Raw genomic sequence first — 22,466 nt, forward strand, 5'->3', positions numbered from 1 at the left:
CACTAGCTCCCCACATGAGTTGGTGATTAATGGTCGCGAAAAACTTCGCGGCCATTTTGCTATGATTTTATTTGCGATGTTAATCTCGGTATCATTTTCGCTGGGTGGACTTGCCGCCCCGCATATCGATGCTGGGGCACTTAGTGCATCCCGCTTCATGCTTGCCTCAATAATCATGGGGTCAATCGCATTTATCGTGCGTGTGCCACTCACCAAAAAACGCAAACTGCTGCCAGCTTCCCCGCATCGGTTCTTAATTTTGGGCTCGTTGATGGGGGTCTACTTTGTCACCATGTTTGAGGCGCTCAAGATTGCATCTCCTATTTCAACCGGCGCTGTGTTCACATTAATGCCGTTAATGTCGGCTGGATTTGGAGTGGTGCTATTGGCACAAATTGTTTCACCACGCATGATGATTAGCTTGCTAATCGCGGCAGCAGGGGCAGTCTGGGTGATCTTCCAAGGTGATTTGGACGCGCTTTTGGCCTTCAAGATTGGCAAAGGCGAAGCGATTTTCTTCGTTGGGGTTGTCTGCCATGGTGCTTATGCCCCACTGGTGCGCAAACTCAATCGTGGCGAGCCAGTGCTGCAGTTTTCGTTTTGGACATTGCTGGCTTGCGGGTGTGTGTTGACGATTTATTCGGCGTGGGGAATTGCCTCGACAGACTGGCTAAGCCTTCCGCCAATCGTTTATTGGGCGGGGCTTTACTTGACGATTTTCACCACCGCCCTCACCTTCTTCTTGCTGCAATATGCGACCCTGAGGCTGCCTGCATCAAAAGTGATGTCTTATGGGTATTTGACGCCTAGTTTTGTCATTTTGATCGAAGGGCTTAGTGGGCGCGGATGGGTTGACCCCAGTGTTGCCATTGGTGCGTTGGTGACGGTATTAGCGCTGCTTGTTCTTGCCTTCGCAAAAGAGGAAAAAACTAGCGGACCTTAAGCAAAGACGTGAACAATTGCTCTAGATAGGCCTTTGTTTGTTCAAAGTGGTCAGGATCATCGATGCCGCCACCTAAGACAACGCGCACTTGCACTTCAAAGTCAGCATAGTGTTGAGTTGTCGCCCAAATCGAGAATATCAAATGCTTTGGATCAACCTTGTTGATCCGACCGTCATCCATCCACTTGCTAATGATCTTGGACTTCTCTTCAATCAGATCGTTGATTTGCCCCTCAAGAATAGGCCTTATGCGAAGCGCACCTTGAATAATTTCATTGGCGAATAGGCGGCTCTCGCGTGGATAATCGCGCGTCATCTCAATTTTCAATCGGACATAATTGAGAATTTCTTCAAGCGGGTCGCCGTTTTCATCCAACTCTCGCATCGGGTCGAGCCAAGCATCCAGCAAACGCGACAAAAGCGTTTCGTGGATATCCTGTTTGGATTTGAAATAATAAAGCAAGTTCGGTTTTGACATGCCTGCTTCTTCAGAGATCTGATCGATTGTAGACCCTCGAAACCCGTGCTGGGAAAACACTTCGAGCGCCGCCTCGAGTATCTTTTGCTCATTCGCCCGCTGAATGCGTGTTTTACGCTGCGGTTTCTCAGAACTGCTGGCAGTCATTTATCGCCCCCGATTGTAAGCCCAACACCGCCAAGAATGATCTTCTTGACATCTCTTGTTGCGCTATTCCAAGCATCATCATCCAATGGCATGCCCCCATTGAGCGTTTCAACTTGATGGACAAAGTCAGCATAGTGCTGGGTTGTTGCCCATATCATATATAGTAGATGTTTAGGATCAACTTTATCGATTAACCCCTCATTTATCCAGCTCTGAATAACGACTTCTCTGGAAAGCGTCCACTCTTTTAACGTTGTTTCCAAGTAGTCCTGAATGATCGGCGCGCCATGCATGACCTCATTCGCCCAGACCTTAGACCCATTGGGGTGAAGCCTGGAAATCTCCATCTTTTTATCAATATAGCTGCCTAATGCTTCGGCTGGTTCCATATTTTGTTCAAATGAATCGGCTGCATCCAGCCAGATATCGAAAATATTCTGCACCACTTGGCTGTAAAGCGCTTCCTTTGTAGGAAAGTAGTAGTGCAGATTGGCCTTCGGTATTCCGGCTAAATCCGCAATCATCTGCGTTGTTGCGCCCTTAAACCCATATTCCGCAAATGTTTTCTCCGCGGCCTGTAAAATGCCAGATTTCTTCTGGTTTCTTGTGGTCGGCTTCCTAAAGTCACCCGCCTTTTCCCGAAGTAATTTGTTCAATTTCTTTCACCGCCACATATGGAGCTTCAATTGGATTTTCAGAATCTTTTGAACGCACACAAAATAAACTTGACCAACTGGTCAGATTAGTTAATGATTTTATCAAATAGTCAATTTTTGGGAAGCATTAAATTCGCTAATCACGAAAAGACTATACCGCAGCGAACGAGGAGGGGAGGTGCGGAGATGAACGACGCTACCACTGTACCTAACGATCTGAACGCGTTTTGGATGCCGTTTACGTCCAACCGTCAATTCAAAAAACAACCACGCATGTTCGTAGGTGCAAAAGATATGCACTACACCACCAGCGATGGCCGCCAAGTGCTTGATGGCACGGCTGGGCTATGGTGTTGCAACGCGGGTCATTGCCGTCCAAAAATTACGGAGGCCATTCAAAAGCAGGCCGCGGAATTGGACTACGCGCCAGCGTTTCAAATGGGTCATCCCAAGGCTTTCCAGCTCGCGTCGCGCCTTACCGATATTGCCCCTAAAGGCATGGACCATGTGTTTTTCACCAATTCAGGTTCAGAGTCGGTTGAAACTGCTCTCAAAATCGCCCTCGCCTACCAACGGGTAAAAGGCGAAGGCGCGCGGACCCGTCTGATTGGCCGTGAACGCGGCTATCATGGTGTGAATTTTGGCGGCATTTCGGTTGGCGGCATTATGCCAAACCGCAAAATGTTTGGCACTTTACTTACAGGCGTCGACCATATGCCGCACACCCACCTGCCGGACCAGAATAGGTTTTCGCGCGGCATTCCTGAGCATGGTGGAGATTTGGCGGACGAATTAGAGCGCATTGTTGCATTGCACGACGCATCCACCATTGCCGCGGTGATCGTGGAGCCCGTTGCTGGTTCAACCGGTGTTCTCATTCCACCGAAAAGCTATCTGCAGCGCTTGCGCAATATTTGCACGAAACACGGCATCTTGCTGATTTTTGACGAAGTGATCACGGGCTTTGGCCGATTGGGTTCGCCTTTTGCCGCTCAACATTTCGACGTAATGCCTGATATGATCACAACCGCCAAAGGGCTGACCAATGGTGTGATCCCTATGGGTGCAGTTTATGTGACCGATGAAATCCATGACGCATTCATGGAAGGACCAGAGCACATGATCGAGTTTTTCCACGGCTACACATATTCAGGCAACCCTATGGCCAGCGCAGCTGGTTTGGCGACGCTTGAAACGTACGAAGAAGAGGGTTTGCTGACCCGTGGCGCTGAAATAGCAAGTTACTGGGAAGATGCGCTGCACTCTTTGAAGGACGCCAGACACGTCATTGATATACGCAATATTGGGCTTATTGGCGCAATTGAGCTGGAGCCAATGGCGGGGCAGCCGACCAAGCGCGCCTTCTCATGTTTCATTGATGCCTATGAGCGCGGATTACTTGTACGTACTACTGGCGACACAATCGCCCTCTCCCCGCCATTGATTATCGAGAAATCGCAAATTGATGAGCTGGTAGATATTATTCGAACCGTATTGAACGAGGCTGACTAAATGTCGACCATCCAAAACGCAATCAATGGCCAAAAGGTCACTTCTGTTTCTCCCAACCGTGTGCCGGTGTTTAACCCAGCGACTGGCGAGCAAAGTGCTGAATTGCCTCTTTCCACAGTGGAAGAAGTCAATGCGGCAGTTGCGGCTGCAAAAGCGGCGGCACCGGCTTGGGGAGATACACCGCCATTAAAACGTGCGCGTTTTATGTTCAAATACAACGAGTTATTGAACAAACACGCTGACGAGATTGCCCGTGAGATTTCCAAAGAACATGGCAAAACTCATGATGATGCTTTGGGCGAAGTAACCCGAGGCATTGAAGTCGTGGAGTTTGCTTGTGGCATCCCTACCCTTCTAAAAGGCGATTACAGTCGCAATGTTGGCCCATCGGTCGATACATATGCTGACCGCAAGCCATTGGGCGTTGTGGCTGGTATCACCCCGTTTAACTTTCCTGCAATGGTGCCTATGTGGATGTTCCCTGTGGCCATCGCTTGCGGCAATACATTCGTGCTCAAACCCTCCGAGCGTGACCCATCGGCCCCCATGCTTATTTGGGACTTGTTCCAAGAAGCTGGGTTCCCCGATGGCGTGTTGAACGTTGTACACGGCGATAAACTTGCCGTGGATACGCTTTTGGATCATCAAGACGTCAAAGCGATAAGCTTTGTTGGGTCTACCCCAATCGCAGAATACGTCTATCAGCGCGGCACTGCAGCAGGCAAACGCGTGCAAGCACTTGGCGGCGCGAAAAACCACATGATCATCATGCCTGATGCGGACATGGACAAAGCCGCAGATGCCTTGATGGGTGCTGGTTATGGTTCGGCTGGCGAACGGTGCATGGCGATTTCTGTAGCTGTTCCGATTGGCGAAAAGACTGCTGATGCCTTGGTTTCTAAGCTGAAGCCACGCGTTGAAGCGCTTAAAGTTGGCCCCGCATCAGATAAAGATGCGGAAATGGGCCCACTGATCACGAAAATGCACCAAGACAAAGTTTCTGACTATATCGATCAAGGCGTCGCCTCAGGCGCTGACCTTGTTGTTGATGGCCGTGGATATTCGCCGCAGGGTTATGAAGGTGGCTATTATGTCGGTGGCACATTGTTTGATCGGGTGACCACCGACATGTCGATCTATGAAGAAGAGATTTTCGGCCCCGTTTTGTCGGTTGTTCGCGCAGGCGACTACCAAGAAGCCGTTGATATGATCAACGCACATCAATATGGCAACGGCACTGCAATCTTCACGCGAGATGGCGATGCAGCGCGCGAATTTGCTGATAAGATTGAAGTTGGCATGGTCGGCGTGAATGTGCCAATTCCGGTGCCGGTCGCCTACCATAGCTTTGGCGGCTGGAAGCGCTCATCGTTTGGCGCGCATGGCATGTATGGCCCTGAGGGTGTGCATTTTTACACAAGGCTGAAAACGGTCACAACAAGATGGCCCGGCGGCATTAAAGAAGGCGCAGTATTCACCTTCCCATCGTAAGAAATACAGATTGAATATTTGAGGGACGAGCAAATGGCAGCACCAGGAACCAATCAACGTATCAATAGCGATCGGCTTTGGGATAGCTTGATGGAAATGGCAAAAATCGGACCCGGTTTGCGCGGCGGTAATAACCGTCAAACTGTAACCGACGAGGATAGCGAAGGCCGCCACCTGTTCCGCCGTTGGTGTGAGGAAGCTGGCATGAGCATGGGTGTTGACCAGATGGGCAACATGTTCATGCGCCATGAAGGCACCGACCCAGACGCCCTGCCCGTTTATGTTGGTTCGCATTTGGATACGCAGCCAACTGGCGGCAAATATGATGGCGTTTTGGGCGTTCTTTCTGGCCTTGAAATCATTCGCACCCTCAATGACCTCAACATCAAGACCAAACACCCAATCGTTGTGACCAACTGGACCAACGAGGAAGGCACCCGCTTCGCCCCTGCAATGCTCGCTTCTGGTGTGTTCGCCGGCATGCACACCCAAGACTGGGCGTATGACCGTGAAGATGCTGAAGGAAAGAAATTCGGCGCTGAATTGGAACGCGTGGGCTGGAAGGGCGAAGAAGAAGTTGGCACACGTAAAATGCACGCTTTCTTTGAACTGCACATTGAGCAGGGTCCAATTTTGGAAGCCGAAGGCAAAGAAATTGGTGTTGTGACCCACGGCCAAGGCCTTTCTTGGACCCAATTTACAATCACTGGCAAAGAAAGCCACACAGGCTCTACGCCGATGCCCATGCGTAAGAACGCAGGCCTTGGCATGGCGCGCATTCTAGATTTAGTCGACAATGTCGCTTGGAGCCACAAGCCTGACGCTGTTGGCGCAGCTGGACACATTGATGTCTATCCAAACTCGCGCAATGTGATCCCCGGAAAAGTGGTCTTTACGGTTGATCTACGCTCACCAATCCTTGCGACCATTGAAGACATGGAACAACAAGTTGCCATTGGCGCGATGAAGATTTGCGAAGAGATGGGCCTTGGAATCGAAATCGAAAAAGTCGGTGGCTTTGACCCGGTTGAGTTTGACGAGAAATGCGTGACCGCAGTGCGCAACGCGGCAGAACGCCTGGGCTATTCACACCGAAACCTCATTTCAGGAGCTGGTCATGATGCATGTTGGATCAACCGCATGGCCCCAACCGCGATGGTAATGTGCCCCTGCGTTGATGGCCTAAGCCACAATGAAGACGAAGACATAAGCCAAGAATGGGCAGCGGCTGGAACTGATGTGCTGTTCCATGCAGTGGTGGAGACGGCGGAGATTGTGGAGTAGCGTGCACCAAACAGCACAAGAGAAAATGGAATCAGTATGACGCTTTTTACCCTACTCAGTTTCGCACTTATGGCTTCACTATTGGTCATTTCGCCCGGCCCTAACGGGTTGTTGATCGCGAAAATCGTGCCTACGTCTGGTCGTGCTGCTGGGTTTGCTGCGGTGCTTGGATTTACGACCTCATTCTACGTTCAGGGCGCGTTCGTGATTTTCGGCGTGGCGGTGTTGCTGGTCAAAAGCGCCGAACTGTTCTTCATCGTGAAGATGCTGGGCGCTGGCTATTTGACATGGATCGGGGTGAAAGCGCTTTATCAAGCTTGGAAGGGCACCGCGGTCGCGGCGGTCAGTTCGAAGTCGGGCAAGACGAGAACGATAATTTCCGCATATGGCGAAGGCTTTCTAACCAACATTTTGAACCCAAAAACATCAATGTTTTATTTGGCGGCGGTGCCCCAGTTTTTACCGATTGGCGAGGTTACAGCGGTAAACGTACTATTGTTGGTGTTCATTCATTCTACCATGAATTTTCTATGGTTTTGCGCAATGGTTATGTTGGTCGCTCGACTAACGCAATTTGCGAAAAGCGGCACAACGCAACGCTGGATCAAAGCGATCACCGGCACTATTTTTATTGGATTTGGGGCAAAATTAGCAACTTTGCAAAACTAGTCACATTTCTTTTGGGAGGGGGAACAAATGGCATCTAAAGTAATTAAAGGCGGCACGATTGTAACCGCAGATTTGACTTATGAAGCGGACGTCAAAATTGAAGGCGGCGTGATCACCGACATTGGCCCGAACCTTTCCGGCGATGAGGTGTTGGACGCTTCTGGTTGCTATGTCATGCCCGGCGGCATTGACCCACACACCCACCTCGAAATGCCATTCATGGGCACTTATTCGAGCGATGATTTTGAAAGCGGCACCCGCGCCGCGGTTGCTGGTGGCACCACCATGGTGGTGGATTTCTGCCTACCAGATCCAAACCAGTCATTGCTGGAAGCTATAACCCGTTGGGACAATAAATCTTCTCGCGCCAATTGTGATTATTCCTTCCATATGGCGATCACCTGGTGGGGCGAAAAAGTCTTTGACGAGATGCCCGAAGTCACCAAACGCGGAATCAACACATTCAAACATTTCATGGCCTATAAGGGCGCATTGATGGTGGATGATGATGAGATGTATTCATCGTTCAAACGCTGCGCCGAAATTGGTGCCCTGCCCCTCGTCCATGCGGAAAATGGTGACGTTGTAGCTCAACTCCAAGCGCAACTGTTAGCCGAGGGAAATAATGGGCCAGAAGCACATGCCTATTCGCGTCCGCCTGAAGTTGAAGGTGAAGCCACCAACCGCGCGATCATGATTGCTGATATGGCCGGCGTTCCGGTCTACATCGTCCACACGTCTAGCGAGCAGGCTCACGAGGCTATTCGCCGCGCTCGGCAAAATGGCATCCGTGCTTTTGGCGAGCCTTTGATCCAGCATCTCACACTTGACGATGGTGAATATGCGAACGCAGATTGGGATCATGCTGCACGTCGCGTTATGTCCCCGCCATTCCGCAACAAAAAACACCAAGACAGTCTTTGGGCTGGACTTCAATCGGGCAGCTTGCAAGTGGTCGCAACAGACCATTGCGCGTTCACAACAGAGCAAAAGCGCAACGGCATCGACAATTTCACGCTGATACCAAACGGCACCGGTGGATTGGAAGATCGCATGCCGATGTTGTGGACACATGGCGTTAATACCGGCCGATTGACCATGAACGAGTTTGTGGCTGTCACCTCGACCAATATCGCGAAGATCCTCAACATGTATCCGAAAAAAGGTGCGGTGCTTGAAGGTGCTGACGCGGATTTGGTGGTGTGGGACCCCAACAAAGAAAAAACCATCGGTGCTGAATCCCAGCAATCCGCCATCGACTATAATGTGTTTGAAGGCAAGCACGTGAAAGGCCTGCCGCGCTACACGTTGAGCCGAGGTAAAGTTGTTGTCGACGACGGTGCAGTGAACACTGAAGAAGGACACGGCAAGTTCGTTGGGCGGGAGCCTTACAGCGCGACCAACAAAGCGCTAAGCCAATGGAAACAAGTCACCGCGCCACGCAAAGTGGAACGGACCGGCATTCCGGCAAGTGGGGTTTAGCACCAAATGGGCGACAACACAGTCATTCAAACCAGCGGTCTTGACCTCACATTTGAGACCAACGATGGGCCAGTCCATGCGCTAAAAGGCATCGATTTGACGATTGATCGCGGTGAATTTGTTTCATTCATCGGCCCTTCGGGCTGCGGCAAGACCACGCTAATGCGCGTGATTGCCGATTTGGAGAAACCAACTGGTGGTTCCATTGAAGTGAATGGCATGACGCCAGAACAAGCTCGGATGAGCCGCGCATACGGATATGTGTTTCAGGCTGCAGCGCTATATCCATGGCGCACAATTGGCGCCAATATTTCACTTCCGCTTGAAGTGATGGGCATGCCGAAGGCTGAGCGAGAAGCGCAGGTCAAGAAGAATCTCGAACTTGTTAATCTTGATGGGTTTGAAAAGAAGTTCCCGTGGCAATTGTCTGGCGGTATGCAGCAACGCGCCTCGATTGCCCGTGCGCTTAGTTTTGACCCTGACATGTTATTGATGGACGAACCATTTGGCGCGCTTGACGAGATCGTTCGTGACTATTTGAACGAGCAATTGTTGGAACTTTGGGCAAAGACGAAAAAAACCGTTGTCTTCGTAACCCATTCGATTCCTGAAGCAGTGTTCCTTTCCACCAAAATTGTGGTGATGAGCCCTCGTCCCGGTCGAATTTTCGATGTCATTGACAGCCCGTTGCCTGCTGAACGGCCGCTAGATATTCGAGAAAGCGCCGAGTTTTTGGAAGTGGCGCACAGGGTCCGTGAAGGGCTTCGTGCAGGCGACAGTTATGGAGAACAAACCTAATGTTTTCCAAAGCGCTTCAAGGCAATGTCTTACCGGTCGTTATCGTGGTTGCTGCGATTGTGGCCATTTGGTATGCCGCTGCGATAAACATGAATGCTCCGTGGCAAACACGACTGAATGATCGGGCGAAGGTCGAAGTATCGTTTACAGAATTCGTCAGCCAAACTTGGTCGCAAAAGAAACCGCTCCTGCCTGCCCCCCATCAGATATTTGCTGAGATTTGGCAAAAGGTTTTTGCTACGGCCCCAAGCAGCAAACGGTCACTCGCCTACCACTCAGGTGTCACGCTTTCGGCCACGCTCTTAGGTTTCGCTTTCGGCACTTTACTCGGGATCGGATTGGCGATTGCAATCGTTCACAATGATGCAGCTGACCGATCTCTCATGCCTTGGATCATTGCCAGTCAAACAGTGCCAATTCTTGCCATAGCACCAATGGTGGTGGTTGGTTTGGGCGCGGTAGGCATATCCGGCCTTTTTCCCAAGGCATTGATATCGACATATCTCAGCTTCTTCCCAGTTGTGGTTGGAATGGTGAAAGGACTCCGCTCGCCCGATGCGATCCAGCTTGATCTAGTGCGCACTTACAATGCAACTGCAACGCAAACCTTCATTTATTTACGATGGCCAGCGTCCGTGCCATTTCTATTTGCATCAATGCGAGTTGGCATAGCAATCTCGCTCATTGGTGCCGTTGTTGCAGAACTCTCAAATGCTGCGGGTGGCGGACTAGGGGTTAGACTTCTAACCGGTTCCTATAACGGTCAAACGGTGCAGATATGGGCGGCATTGTTCTTGGCGGCCGCACTCGCCGCAACGCTGGTCCATTTGGTTGGGTTAGCGGAGAAGGTCACCAACTCGATGATGGGGGCGCGGGTATGACAAGTCTGCAGCGCATATTAGCGACCCTCGCCGCTTTCTCCGGACTTTTGGGACTAATTTCTGTTCTAACGTCAGATCAAATGTCCATCCCGTACTTGATGGTGTTCGGTGTTTCAACCATCTCATTTGCGCGAAAATTCACCGGCATCAACCTTTGGATCGACGGCGCAATCGGGCTGGCCACAGCAATTATCTTATTATCCACCCTTAACGATTTTGAAAGTGCACCAACATTTGTCTGGTTCGCACTCTCCTGCACTTGGCTATTCACGTGGTTATTCGTGGAGCGCCTTGCCCTTGCAATCAAGGAGGGTAAACTTTCAGCGCGCAAATTCGGGCTCGTCATTCCAGCGCTTTTTGGTCTCATATTGCTTTTCGCCTGGGAAGTGCTAGCCCGCGGTGCGAACATACCGCAAGTCATCTTGCCACCACCATCAGCTATTTGGGCACGCATTCTTGTTTCAGGTTCAATCCTCTGGGCGGACTTTCAGCAGACATTCCTCAAATCTGTTTTGGCTGGATATATTATCGGCTGCGGCTCTGGTTTTCTAGTTGCTGTTTTGGTTGATCGATCGCCGTTTTTGAACCGCGGCCTCTTACCGATTGGCAACTTCGTTTCGGCCCTTCCGATTATCGGCATTGCGCCGATTATGGTGATGTGGTTTGGCTTCGATTGGCAATCTAAGGCTGCAGTTGTTGTGGCGATGACGTTCTTTCCAATGCTGGTCAACACGGTCGCGGGTTTGAATGCAACAAGCGCAATTGAACGCGATTTGATGCGCACATATGCGTCGCCCTATTTGACGACATTATTCAAATTACGTCTGCCGTTTGCTGCACCATTTATCTTCAATGCCCTGAAGATAAACTCAACATTGGCTCTGATCGGCGCAATCGTTGCAGAGTTCTTTGGCACCCCAATTGTTGGCATGGGATTTAGAATTTCAACCGAGGTCGGCAAGCTCGCGATCGATCTTGTTTGGGCAGAAATTGCCGTGGCGGCCGTGGCAGGCTCGGTGTTCTACGGGCTAATTGCACTCATAGAGAGAGCAGTAACCTTTTGGCACCCGTCTGTCCGCGGTCGAACAATTTAAAATGAAAAGGGAGTAGGAAAATGAATAAGAAAATTATTGGACTAATGGCGGGGGCACTCGCAATGGCAGCCTCATCTGCGACATTTGCCGCAGATCAGCTGACGCTGCAGCTAAAGTGGACGACACAGGCACAGTTTGCCGGATATCTCGTGGCTAATGCCAAGGGTATGTACGCCGATGCAGATCTTGATGTCACCATTAACCCCGGGGGGCCCAACGTTGCACCAGAACAAGTAATTGCTGGTGGTGGTGCCGACGTGATCGTTGATTGGATGGCAGGCGCTGTGTCCGCGCGTGAAAAAGGCGTAGCATTGGTTAACATTGCACAACCGTTCAAACGTTCTGGCCTGATGATGATTTGTCCAAAAGAAACGAACATCGCGTCCACGGATGATTTTCCAGGACATACGCTTGGCGTATGGTTCTTCGGCAACGAGTATCCATTCTTTGCTTGGATGAACAAGCTAGGCCTAGCTACAGACGGCTCTGAAGGCGGTGTTTCTGTCCTTCAGCAAAGCTTTGACATTCAACCAATGATTCAAGGACAAGCTGATTGTATCTCTGTGATGACATACAACGAATACGGGCAAGCTCTTGACGCTGGGTATGGTCCGGACAACCTGAATATTTTTAACTACACCGAGTTGGGCAACGATTTGCTCGAAGATGGTCTGTATGTGATGGAAGACACATTGTCTGATCCAGCCCGTGTTGATGCATATGTGCGTTTCGTTCAAGCTTCAATGAAGGGTTGGCAATATGCTTTGGACAATCCAGAAGAAGCAGCGCAAATCGTAGTTGATGCAGACGAAACTGGCGGCGCAGAATACGACCACCAGCTTTATATGGTTGGCGAAGTTTCTAAACTTGTTGATGCAAGTGATGCATCGCTTGATTTAGCAACATACGAGCGCACGGTGAAGGCTTTGCTTGATCAAAAGATCATTACAAAGACACCTGAAGGAGCTTGGACATCGGCTATCACCGACAAAATGATGTAGAGTAGCCCCATATCAAATAAGTTGAAAGCGCGATCAAACGATCGCGCTTTTTTTTAGTTTTCCCAATCGATACTCGGCGATATTTTGGCTGCGTGTTCGAGCAAGATATCCAGCGTTTCAACAAATTCCGCTTTTTGCTCGTTCGTCAAAGCGGCGAAAAACAGTTGCTCATTTTCAGCCGCGATCTGCCGGCCCTTCGGCAACAATTCCTGCCCCTTCTTCGTCACTAGAACATTGAAGACGCGACGATCTTTGACATTTCGTTCTCTGGTCACCAACCCAGCCTTGACCATACGATCAATGGTGCGGGTAACTGCCGTCGGATCAGTCGTAAAAAAACGCGCCAGCTCAGCTCCTGTTGCCACCTTGCCAGTTTCTAACGCCCCTAAGGCGGCAAACCAAACAGGGGTCAATCCAATTTCTGCCAATTTCGAGCTTAGTCGCCCACGCAGCATTTGACTGAATTGACGCAGTTTAAATCCGGGTGGCGACTTTACAGGTCTTGAACTCATCAATTTCCACACTATTTCAATGCCTAGGCTATTATGGCCTAGGCTATTATTGTCACTAAGATTAGATAGGAGACTGATATGACAATCGGGATTAATCAAGCAATAAAGTGCGGTACCGTTGGCGTAGCGCTGGCAGTTGGGATGGGGGCTACATCCGCTCTTGGCGCAAATTGGCAAAATATTGTGCAAGCGGACGCGCCACGCTGTGCAAATGGCGATCCTTATTCTTTTTGGACACGATCTGCGGACCCAGAGAAACTCGCAGTCATTTTTTCTGGTGGTGGCGCCTGCTGGAGCGGTGACAGCTGCGATGCTGAAAATGAATATTCCAACTTTGACGCAACGAACGGTCTGAATCAGGACCCAAGCGAAGATGGCGGGATATTTGACTTTAGCAACCCCGAGAATCCGTTGAAAGATCACAGCATGGTGTTGTTGTCGACGTGTAACGGCGATGTTTATTTGGGGGACAACGTTATTGATTATTCAACTGATGAGAAGCAGTTCACGATCAATCACCTCGGCTTTTCCAATTCAATGTCAGCAATTGAGTGGACGGAAGCCCAATTCCCTGATGCGAAAGATATCACCGTCTTGGCTTGGAGTGCCGGGGCCATCAGCTCTCCGCTATATACACATATTGTTGCGGATAAATTTCCAGACGCGAAGGTTGCCCATATTGGCGATGGCGCAGGCGGATATCGTGTAGATGGTCGGCTCAATCAGGCTTTCGAGAATTGGGGAACGCAAAGCGTGTTGAACCAAGTAAAGGGATTTGAAGACCTCAATGCCGAGGGCCTTACATTCGAAGATCTTTACGTGCGGGCGGCGGAACTAAATCCAGATGTTACATTCCACCAACTCAACATTGCCAACGACTATACGCAGGAATTCTTCTTGCGCGCCATTGGTGTTGATCAGCCGAACGTATTTGAAAATATCAAAAATGCACAGGCATACATCAATTCAAAGGTCGCCAATTTCCGCAGTTACACCATTGGCGGTGCGGCAGAGAACATCGTTGGCGGGTATTATGATGGCATCTTAAACCACTCATTGCAGAACAATGGCAAACCTTACATCTTGGACCGGCTTTACACTTACCAATCCCAAAATGTTCGCGCTGTTGATTGGCTAAATGCGGCAATTCGACACCAAGATGTCAAAAACGTCACCTGTACCGAATGCAGCGCCCCAGAATATTCAGTTTCATTTGAGGATGAAGATTAAGGGTTAGCCCGTACTCAATCCCTCCATATCCAAAAAGGGAAGCGCGGTCCTTGGGCCGCGTTTTTTATTCCTGATCGCCAAACAGCGGTACGGCTGTGAGAAAATACGCCATGCCGATAAATCCAGCACCGCCAATCACATTGCCTACTGAAACCCAAACCAAATTATAAACACCGCCCCCAATCGAGACACTGTCTGGATGCGTCGTAAGAAGTGAGATCGTGAATACGGTCATGTTGGCGATTGAGTGTTCGAACCCAGCAGCAACGAAAGCAAATAAACACCAGAAGATTAGAATGCATTTCGCCGTATCATCTTTGGCGCGGGCCGTCATCCAAATGGCAAGACAGATCAGCCAATTGCACAATGTTGCGCGCGCGAGCAATTCGATGATTGAGCTATTCATTTTGGCGTCGGCGATCTCGTGCACCAACAACGCCTCTTCACCCATCCAGCCGCCGCTGTTTCCTGCAACAACAAGTACGGACAGCGCCATCGCGCCAAACAGGTTGCCCCACCAGCAGATGAACCAATCCTTCACCACTGTGAAAGCCGACATTTTTTTATAGAAGAAACCAAATGTCATAAACATGATGCGGCCAGAGAATAACTCTGCCCCGGCAAATACGATTAAGGTAAGAGTTATGCCAAACAACGCGCCCATAACCAGTTTGCGCGCGCCGAGATCAACATCGTTACCTACAGTGAGTATGAGTGCAATACCGACGCCAACATAAGCGCCTGCCATGACGGTGAGAATGAAGAACCCAAGGGGGTTTCGTTTCACATATTTGAGTTTTTCTACTGCGTCTTCAGCAAACTTCTCAGTAATGTCTTTGTTCAAACTATTCGCTCCGAGAGCGCCTCGCAGCAGAACGATAACAGTAACTGTTGCAACTATCTACGATGTTTTTGTCTGTATTGACTTTGACGGATTTGGCGACACGCGAAGTACCCTTGATAAGACAACAATCGCAAACGCGAGTGCTGCCACCAACACGAAGGCTGTGCGAATTGACGTTGCCCCAGCAACAAAGCCTATGAGCGGTGGGCCAAGCAGCAAGCCGCCATAGCCGAATGTGGAAACAGCAGCGATCGCGACGCCGGGTGATTTGGGTGAAAATTCAGCGGCCTTGGAGAATGCGATTGGAATAATGAGCGCATAGCCCATGCCCATCAGGCCGAAGCCAACCAGCCCCACGATGTATGTGCCACTTGCAACCGCAGCACCACTGCCAACCAACGAAAATATACCGCCCAATCTTGCCGACAGTTCGCTCCCGAACCGTGCAATTATTTGCCCACCCAAGAACCGCACGATCACCATACCGATTGAAAATACCGTGTAGCCGAGAGCGGCGTTCGCTTCAGAAGCGCTTGTTACTGACTTGAGGTAAATTGCACCCCAATCCGCCATACCGCCCTCGCCAATTGCAGAACAAAAAGCGATTACACCGATTGCTAATAAAGGCCCGCGCGGAATTGCAAACAAGGGCGGCTTGTTTGTCGTTTGGTGTTGGGTGGATGTCCAGGAGATATTGGCGAACAAAAAAGCGATGATGCCGATCGTTACTGCCGCAATAGCAAAGTGGATTGCTGGTGAAAGCCCTGCATTTACTGCGACAAATCCCGTGGCTGCACCTAAGCCGGCACCCATGCTGAACATTGCATGAAAGCTGCTCATTTGCGGTTTGCCGTTTGCCTTTTCGACCTCAGTTGCCCAAGCGTTCATTGCGACATCCATTGCCCCATGGGTCACACCGAAAAAGAATAGCGCCGCCGCCAATAGATAGATGCTGGGGCTGACGCCCAGCAAGATGAGCGCACCGATATAGAAAAATGCAGCGACCTTTGTGATGCGAAATGCACCTCGTTTGTCAGCCAAATGGCCAGAAATTGGAAATGCAACAATTGCCCCTGCCGCCATGAGCAACAACAATAGACCGATAGAAGCGTGCGATAACTCAAATCGCTGCACAATCGCCGGAATTCGCGATGCCCAAATGCCGAACAATGCGCCGTTTAACGCAAACATGGCGGACACTGCATTCCAAGATTTTTGGCCATTAGACATACGCAACTTCAACTCCAATTTTTGCAAAGTCAGAAGCACTGTCCTGCTCTGCGTCTGTAACCAACAAATCAATGTAGGTGGCGGCCAATGTTTTGTGGCGGCTACGCTTGTCCAATTTGTCTTTCGTGGTCAGCACCGCCGTGAAATCGGAAGCGTTTGCCATCGCGGCTTTCAGGCTGCTTTCTTCAAGCTGGTCCGAACTCAGTCCAAAATCGGCGTGCAAAGCACACGCCCCTAAAAGGCAAATATCTGCCGCAATATTGCCCAGCGCATCTTCGGCCATTGCCCCGACGCTAATCCCGCCATAGGGACTGATTTTTCCACCAACTAAAATGGTTTCTAAACCAAGTGAACTCGTAGCATCAGCCACCAACGGTGCAGGTGTCACGATTAAGCAGTTTGGTTTTTCACCCATAAGCTGAGCAAGTGCCAAAACCGTAGTTCCGCCATCTAGCATCACCGCCATACCATCTTGAATGTGAGAAAGGGCCTGCTGAGCAATTGGCACGATGCCTGGATTTTTGTGTGCACTGCGGGCCTTGAGTGGCGCCATCGGCTTTGCTATGGGCACGGCACCTCCCCGCACACGTCGAACGAGCCCGGTGTCTTCGAGCGCCAATATGTCTCTTCTGATCGTATCAAGAGAAATGTCAAACTCTTGTGCCAATTCGTGGGCGACCAGTTGGGAACCGTTTTTGACGCGCCCAGCCAATATGGCCTGGCGGGTATCGGGATTGTTTAGCTCAACTGTCATATTGGGGTTTCCTGCGACTCAATGCAACTTTATGCAATTTTATGCAATTTTATGCATGAATTCGCATTAAATTGCAACAATTGGCCTCATTGCGAAACGCAGTGGAGAAACTCCCCGTGTTGGCGCGTTGCTAACTCACATCTCAACCACACGGTCAAATCGCTCCAAAAGTGCGTCGTCATGAGAGATACAGATCAGAGTGAGGTCGGTTTCATTCAACAAGTGGTCGAGAACCAAATCTCTGGTCGCGCTATCCAAATTGCTTAGCGACTCGTCGAATATCGTCACGTTGTTCATGTGGTAGAGCGCCCTTGCCATCATGATCCGCTTTCGCTCGCCACCCGAGATATTCCCGCCTCGCTCGCCGATATTTTCACCAGATTTGATCCGTTTCAGCATCTGCTCAGATAGGCCTGCGATGCCGACAGACCAATCCAATTTGGCATCATCATTTTTGCCGAGCATGATATTGTCGGCAATCGACAGGTTGAGAATGTTTTCGTCTTGGCTTGCATAGGTGATCGCAGGATGAACGTTGTGTAGACTAATACTTTCGCCCGCAATGGATTGAAAAACGACGTCGCCATCATCCGGCTCCCTTAGACCCGAAAGGACATTTGCAAAACTGGTTTTACCTGATCCGCTAGCGCCGCGCAGCAACAGTTTTTCGCCGGCCTTCAAAGACAGGTTAAAACGTTCGAGAACCGCCACATCTCCATGCTTAATTGTAAGATCTTTGACCTCAATTTGGCTTAGATCACCCAACGTTGTTTTTTGGGTCGCAATTGCGTGGTCGCCTTGGCCCTCAACCAGTTTTTCGGCCAAATTCTCAGCGGCTACCGCATTTGTGCGCAATCGAAGCAAGCCCCGATTAATCCGTCTGATGGGCATAAACATGGTCCCGGCCAAAGCCAATACCGTGGCCATATCACCGGCATTGAGTTTGCCCTGTTGTAGCAAGTAGACCGAAACAACCAACAATGCGCCCAACGTAACAGAGTATATCGCTGAGTTTCCAAGTCCCCATACTTGGTTGAGTAATTGCACCTTCAGTTGCAATTCACGCTGGCCGTCCGCAGCGGCATAAAAGCGTTCATCCAAGGAATAGTTTTTGCGAAAAATCTGAAACAGTTCTCTGTTACGCAACTGATCAAAGGCTTGCTCGGAAACTTCTTCATCGATCTTATTTGCCCGCCGGATCGCCGGACGAATGAAGTTCTGAACGAAGTACAACCAGACAAAATACCCCGCAGCACCGCCCAGCATGACGTAACAAAGCGCTGGGTCTAGCGCTGCAAACACAGCACCAAAGGCCAGCAACAGCGAGTAGACGGGCAGTGCAACCGAGTAGACGAGATGTTCAATAGAACTTTCAACAGCCGTCATGCCGCGAGACCAAAGCTCGATTAAGGTTCCAGTGCCATTGTCTTTTCGTGCAACCGAATGTCCCAAAAGGTGCCCGAAGCTTGTCTTCTTCAAAAGTAACGTGAACTTCGTCATGACCCGATCAGCCAAATGGTCGGCCACGGCGCTGAAGAGTTGGATTAAGAACTGCAGCCCTGCATAGAGCGCCACCATTTGCATAAGTGCCGAAATTGCATCTGGTTCATCGACAATTTTTTGCACGAAATCACCAAACAAGAATGGCTGAAAAATCGCCAACCCCTGCTGGGTCAGCTGCAATCCAATCGCTAAAAACAACATGAAGAAGTTTCTTGGTGACCGGAGAATCTCTTGAAACAGGCCATTTCGGTGGCAATAGGCGAACATGCAGCCTCACAATTGGAGATGGTTGGGCAAACGAGCATAAAGGCATTCGCATGCCTTTCCAATTGCCAATTATTCTTGCTGTCTAGCTCAAGGAAACCGAACTACGACGTCAGTCAAGAAGATGTCCTGTCTCATAGATTGAGTGGGACCAATACCCATCGCCACTGGTTGCGACATGGGTCCATTTTCGTTTCGTTAGCTCGCTACCAATTAGGCGATTGAATATGCCATGGCCTACGAGCAGCACCTTTTGGTGATGCTGGGCCGCATCGACCAGCATGTCAGTGGCCGTAGCCGCGCGGACTTTGGTATCTTTGAAAGGCACAGCGTTTTGGTTAAATCCAAACAACCAAATTAGGCGGAACAAAATGCCCCAAACAACAAGTGGCAATCTTAGAAATTGGCCATCTGTAAATGGCATACCGGCTTCGTTGAAAATTGGGTCTATGATTGCGCCCTGATTGTGCGCCAATCGCTGTTGGCTTGATTTCGCGCGATCAAGGTCAGAACAAAACTGGGTGCGAGTGGCGTCCGCAATGTTCAATGCTGCATTTGGTGGCATTGAATCGCTTGCCAAATCTCCAACTTCATAAGCCCTCACAACTTGGCCAAACTGAATGGCGGTTAGCCAGTTCCACCGCATTTCATCAAGGTCAAAATCGGGACGCCCATGGCGCATCAAAACGATTCTCATATCTGCTACCAAAGTGAGACGCCAAAAAAAGGAGTGTCGAAAAACCGACACTCCATCATAATTGAAAAGCAATCAACTCATTACTCTGCGTGTTTAGCAATCGCTGTTTGGGCTTTTTCTAGCAGACCTGCCGCATCAATTCCGGCGCCAGATGCTTCGTCGACCCATCGTTCGATCACGGGTTTCAACGCCTGCTCGAATTTGGCAGTTTCTTCTGGGTTCAACATTATATGTGTGTTGCCAGCAGCAACCGCTTGGGCAATTCCCTGCTCGTCCGTATTGGCCCAAACTTCACCCAACTCTTTCAACCAAGCTTCACCAGATGCATCGCGAAATGCCAACTTGACGTCTTCAGGCAATTCGTTCCATCGCGACTTATTCATCGACATTTGGAACACAAGCGTGCCGAAGCGGACCTTATCTGCGCCTTCAATCTGATACTGAGTTTGCTGTTCAAGTTTAAGCGCCGGAATTATCTCCCATGGCACAAATGCGGCGTCCACGGTTTTGGTCGCCAATGCCTGTGGCAAAGCCGGAACCGGCATCGCCGCTGCGGAAGCGCCAAGGGCTTCAATTGTCCAAGCGCCGGTGCGGGATGGCGTGCGGATCTTCAAGCCTTTCACGTCTTCGGGCGTACGAACAGGCGTTTCAACCGTGTGTAAGCCATTGCCGCCATGCACATGCAAGAACATCACCTCAAGGCCTTTATATTCAGCCGCAAGTTCACTTTCAAAAAGCTCTGCCATCGCCAAATTCGTCGCGCCAGGATTGTTGGTATGCACAAATGGAAGTTCAAAAACCTCGGTGCTCGGGAACACACCCGGCGTATAACCGTTTACCGTCCAAACGATATCAACAACACCGTCGCGTGCCTGCCCAACCAATTCTGGTGGCCTGCCACCAAGTGACATCGATGGAAAAATTTCAATGCTGACCCGGCCATTTGAAGCTGCTTCAACGGCTCTCGCCCAAGGCTCAATCGTTTCGGTTTGAGATGGGGTTTTAGGCCCAAGGAAGTGATGCAGCTTGAAATTATACTCGGCTGCAATTGAGGATGCCGCCGACAGAATAGAAATGCCAGATGCAAGAATTAGAGTTTTAGTGGAGATTTTCATGTTTGATCCTGTCCGGTCTCAACTTCAGTTAAGACAATTTGAGGGATATAGAATTGCGCGCACCATGATCAAAATGGATGGCACGCGCAACTATAAAATCAAATCTTGTTCTAAAGTTGAAGTCGGCAGGACTATGCGAAAAACTTTTCGTAGTCGCTCACAAGCAAGTAAAGAGGGTCTACATCTTCCTCAATCGTTGAGAAACGACCGATTTTTTCGCGGAAAACATTATCTGTTTTATCATCGTTCACGGTGGAGACTTCACCGATTAAAACATCGGCGCCCTCTCCCCAAAACGCATGCCAAACGCCGGGCATCAGCGTGACGCTTTCACCCGGATCAAGACGCAAAATTCCGCCAGCTGGCAGCGTGCGTAAAACACCATCTACTGGAACTGTCACGTCAGATTTTTCATCAATGGAGCCATCAGGCGCAGGCGCGAACAATTCCAAGGTCAGTGTGCCGCCGCCCCTGTTGATGATGTCTTCGGCCTTAACATTATGCCGGTGCATGGGGGAAAGCTGATCTTTGCGCGAGATCATAATTTTTTCTGCATAAAGCATGCCAGTGCCCTTGGTGAGATCAGCCGCATCTCCATTACGGGTGGTGAACAGGAACAAGCCAAGTTCGTCAAACTTTCCTTGGCCATAATCGGTAATATCCCAACCCATTCCAGCGTTGGCAAGACGCTTCATGTCGTCAGCGCGATCCTTCATTTGGCCGGGAGTCCAATAGGCGAATGGCGGCATGATATAGCCGAATGAGCGGATGAATTCGTCACCCTGGCGGATGATTTCATTAACAGTAGAGCGTTTCATATTTGTTCCTAGTTCTTATCGCTATCATCGAAAATGGCAGTCGATTGACGCTGCCGATTTACATGTAATTGTGTGACGTCCGGCCGCGAATAATGGCCAACAATGTCTAAGTTCTGCCGCTCCTCACGGACACGGGCATGATCAATTTCAACCACGAACAGGCCCTCATTGCCCACTTGCGGCTCCAAAATCCAATTGCCGTCCGGTCCGGCAACCCCAGATCCGCCATTGGCAAAATGTTCAGGTGCGCCGTTGGTCAGCTCCTCGAAAAATGGCAAGTCATTGGGAATATCTGATGGCCGCATTAGCCCGGAAACTGAAACAACATAGGATCTGCTTTCAAGTGCGATGAAGCGCGTGATGTCTTTAGTGTTGTGAAGTCCACCTGGCCACACCGCAACCCGCAAATCTTCGCCTTGTGCATAAAGCGCAGCACGGGCCAAGGGGAGCCAGTTTTCATAGCAGTTTAGGCCGCCAACCTTGAACGCACGCAAATCATGGGTGCGCAGGCCGTTCCCGTCGCCCTGTGCCCAAACCAAACGTTCTTCGTAAGTCGGCTGAAGTTTACGGTGAACGGAGCCGATTTTTCCATTTTTATCGATATACACCAATGAACAATAAAGACTATGGCCACCCCGGTCAGGCGCACGTTCCATCACGCCGATATAGGCTGCCATCGAATTCTGAGCGCAGACCTTACAGACGTCATCCAAGTCGCCGCGCTCGATGACCACGCCTTGCTCTAAATAGTGGGCATACATGCGCTTTTGAGCTGATGAATTGAACCGCGCACCATCGGTGAGTTCGACCCAAAATGGATAACCAGGCACAAGCGCCTCACCAAATGTGACAAGATCAACGCCTTTTGATGCGGCGTCGGCGACAAAATCGGCGACCTTTGCGATCGTTTTCGTGCGATCCAGCCAAACCGGCGCAATTTGAGCTAACGCGACCGACAACTCATCTCTGTCCTGAACCATTTTTGCGTCCTACAAACTGAAAATGCACCGCCATTGAGCGATGCATTTGGATTAATTTGTCAATTCGCGCAACTTGTCAAACG

At 50.2% G+C, this 22,466-nt stretch carries 22 protein-coding genes; 11 read left to right on the top strand and 11 right to left on the bottom strand.

Annotated elements, in window-relative coordinates; translation table 11 throughout:
- The first annotated feature begins 22 nt into the window (after positions 1 to 22).
- Positions 23 to 943: a DMT family transporter gene (locus AC2D8L_RS07035; protein WP_484684726.1), complete on the top strand. Its 921-nt coding sequence runs from the start codon at positions 23 to 25 to the stop codon at positions 941 to 943.
- On the opposite strand, the gene AC2D8L_RS07040 is transcribed toward AC2D8L_RS07035, so the two are convergent.
- Together AC2D8L_RS07040 and AC2D8L_RS07045 are read right to left on the bottom strand one after the other, a co-directional pair.
- A complete protein-coding gene (locus AC2D8L_RS07040; protein WP_484684727.1) occupies positions 930 to 1,568 on the bottom strand; it encodes a TetR family transcriptional regulator C-terminal domain-containing protein in 639 nt (212 codons plus the stop codon). The genes AC2D8L_RS07035 and AC2D8L_RS07040 overlap by 14 nt on opposite strands.
- Positions 1,565 to 2,224: a TetR family transcriptional regulator C-terminal domain-containing protein gene (locus AC2D8L_RS07045; protein ID WP_484684728.1), complete on the bottom strand. Its 660-nt coding sequence runs from the start codon at positions 2,222 to 2,224 to the stop codon at positions 1,565 to 1,567. Before AC2D8L_RS07045 ends, AC2D8L_RS07040 begins: the two co-directional genes overlap by 4 nt.
- Positions 2,225 to 2,410: 186 nt before the next feature.
- Between AC2D8L_RS07045 and aptA the strand changes: the two genes are divergently transcribed.
- Genes aptA through AC2D8L_RS07090 form a run of 9 tightly spaced genes read left to right on the top strand, consistent with a single transcriptional unit; the run spans position 2,411 to position 12,436 of the window.
- The gene (gene aptA, locus AC2D8L_RS07050) at positions 2,411 to 3,736 is read left to right on the top strand and encodes an omega-aminotransferase AptA (RefSeq protein WP_484684729.1); all 1,326 of its coding nucleotides are present in this window, start codon (positions 2,411 to 2,413) and stop codon (positions 3,734 to 3,736) included.
- On the top strand, positions 3,737 to 5,227 hold the full coding sequence (locus AC2D8L_RS07055; RefSeq protein ID WP_484684730.1) for a CoA-acylating methylmalonate-semialdehyde dehydrogenase: 1,491 nt from the start codon (positions 3,737 to 3,739) through the stop codon (positions 5,225 to 5,227).
- 33 nt (positions 5,228 to 5,260) lie between these two features.
- On the top strand, positions 5,261 to 6,511 hold the full coding sequence (locus tag AC2D8L_RS07060) for a Zn-dependent hydrolase (protein WP_484684731.1): 1,251 nt from the start codon (positions 5,261 to 5,263) through the stop codon (positions 6,509 to 6,511).
- A gap of 36 nt (positions 6,512 to 6,547) precedes the next feature.
- Positions 6,548 to 7,180, top strand: a complete 633-nt coding sequence (locus AC2D8L_RS07065; RefSeq protein WP_484684732.1) for a LysE family translocator — start codon at positions 6,548 to 6,550, stop codon at positions 7,178 to 7,180.
- A gap of 27 nt (positions 7,181 to 7,207) precedes the next feature.
- Positions 7,208 to 8,662 (top strand): dihydropyrimidinase, encoded by a 1,455-nt coding sequence (gene hydA / locus AC2D8L_RS07070; RefSeq protein WP_484684733.1) that lies wholly within the window; start codon positions 7,208 to 7,210, stop codon positions 8,660 to 8,662.
- A 6-nt stretch (positions 8,663 to 8,668) separates the two neighbouring features.
- On the top strand, positions 8,669 to 9,460 hold the full coding sequence (locus AC2D8L_RS07075; RefSeq protein ID WP_484684734.1) for an ABC transporter ATP-binding protein: 792 nt from the start codon (positions 8,669 to 8,671) through the stop codon (positions 9,458 to 9,460).
- A complete protein-coding gene (locus AC2D8L_RS07080; RefSeq protein ID WP_484684735.1) occupies positions 9,460 to 10,341 on the top strand; it encodes an ABC transporter permease in 882 nt (293 codons plus the stop codon). Before AC2D8L_RS07075 ends, AC2D8L_RS07080 begins: the two co-directional genes overlap by 1 nt.
- Positions 10,338 to 11,435: an ABC transporter permease gene (locus tag AC2D8L_RS07085; protein WP_484685161.1), complete on the top strand. Its 1,098-nt coding sequence runs from the start codon at positions 10,338 to 10,340 to the stop codon at positions 11,433 to 11,435. Before AC2D8L_RS07080 ends, AC2D8L_RS07085 begins: the two co-directional genes overlap by 4 nt.
- 20 nt (positions 11,436 to 11,455) lie before the next feature.
- Positions 11,456 to 12,436, top strand: coding sequence for an ABC transporter substrate-binding protein (locus AC2D8L_RS07090; protein WP_484684736.1), 981 nt, complete (start codon positions 11,456 to 11,458; stop codon positions 12,434 to 12,436).
- A 53-nt stretch (positions 12,437 to 12,489) separates the two neighbouring features.
- Here the strand turns inward: AC2D8L_RS07090 and AC2D8L_RS07095 are convergent, their stop codons facing one another.
- Positions 12,490 to 12,948, bottom strand: coding sequence for a MarR family winged helix-turn-helix transcriptional regulator (locus AC2D8L_RS07095; RefSeq protein WP_484684737.1), 459 nt, complete (start codon positions 12,946 to 12,948; stop codon positions 12,490 to 12,492).
- 78 nt (positions 12,949 to 13,026) lie between these two features.
- On the opposite strand from AC2D8L_RS07095, the gene AC2D8L_RS07100 reads away from it, so the two are divergent.
- The gene (locus AC2D8L_RS07100; protein WP_484684738.1) at positions 13,027 to 14,178 is read left to right on the top strand and encodes a hypothetical protein; all 1,152 of its coding nucleotides are present in this window, start codon (positions 13,027 to 13,029) and stop codon (positions 14,176 to 14,178) included.
- A gap of 64 nt (positions 14,179 to 14,242) precedes the next feature.
- Here the strand turns inward: AC2D8L_RS07100 and AC2D8L_RS07105 are convergent, their stop codons facing one another.
- From AC2D8L_RS07105 to AC2D8L_RS07140, 8 genes are all read right to left on the bottom strand, one after another.
- Complete coding sequence (locus AC2D8L_RS07105) at positions 14,243 to 15,022, bottom strand: formate/nitrite transporter family protein (RefSeq protein ID WP_484684739.1); 780 nt, start codon at positions 15,020 to 15,022, stop codon at positions 14,243 to 14,245.
- A gap of 57 nt (positions 15,023 to 15,079) precedes the next feature.
- Positions 15,080 to 16,252 carry an MFS transporter gene (locus tag AC2D8L_RS07110; protein ID WP_484684740.1) on the bottom strand — a complete coding sequence of 391 codons (1,173 nt, stop codon included), beginning with the start codon at positions 16,250 to 16,252 and terminating at the stop codon, positions 15,080 to 15,082.
- Entirely contained in the window at positions 16,245 to 17,006 is a 762-nt protein-coding gene (locus AC2D8L_RS07115; protein ID WP_484684741.1) for a DeoR/GlpR family DNA-binding transcription regulator, read from the bottom strand. Before AC2D8L_RS07115 ends, AC2D8L_RS07110 begins: the two co-directional genes overlap by 8 nt.
- A 135-nt stretch (positions 17,007 to 17,141) precedes the next feature.
- Complete coding sequence (locus tag AC2D8L_RS07120) at positions 17,142 to 18,710, bottom strand: ATP-binding cassette domain-containing protein (protein WP_484684742.1); 1,569 nt, start codon at positions 18,708 to 18,710, stop codon at positions 17,142 to 17,144.
- Between the two features lie 175 nt (positions 18,711 to 18,885).
- The gene (locus AC2D8L_RS07125; protein WP_484684743.1) at positions 18,886 to 19,470 is read right to left on the bottom strand and encodes a phosphoglycerate mutase family protein; all 585 of its coding nucleotides are present in this window, start codon (positions 19,468 to 19,470) and stop codon (positions 18,886 to 18,888) included.
- Positions 19,471 to 19,550: 80 nt separating this feature from the next.
- Complete coding sequence (locus tag AC2D8L_RS07130; protein ID WP_484684744.1) at positions 19,551 to 20,585, bottom strand: TRAP transporter substrate-binding protein; 1,035 nt, start codon at positions 20,583 to 20,585, stop codon at positions 19,551 to 19,553.
- 131 nt (positions 20,586 to 20,716) lie between these two features.
- Entirely contained in the window at positions 20,717 to 21,403 is a 687-nt protein-coding gene (locus tag AC2D8L_RS07135; protein WP_484684745.1) for a D-lyxose/D-mannose family sugar isomerase, read from the bottom strand.
- Between the two features lie 8 nt (positions 21,404 to 21,411).
- The gene (locus AC2D8L_RS07140; RefSeq protein WP_484684746.1) at positions 21,412 to 22,383 is read right to left on the bottom strand and encodes a carbon-nitrogen hydrolase family protein; all 972 of its coding nucleotides are present in this window, start codon (positions 22,381 to 22,383) and stop codon (positions 21,412 to 21,414) included.
- Positions 22,384 to 22,466 lie beyond the last annotated feature (83 nt).

The organism is Maritalea sp. YIW29 (genome assembly GCF_057219265.1).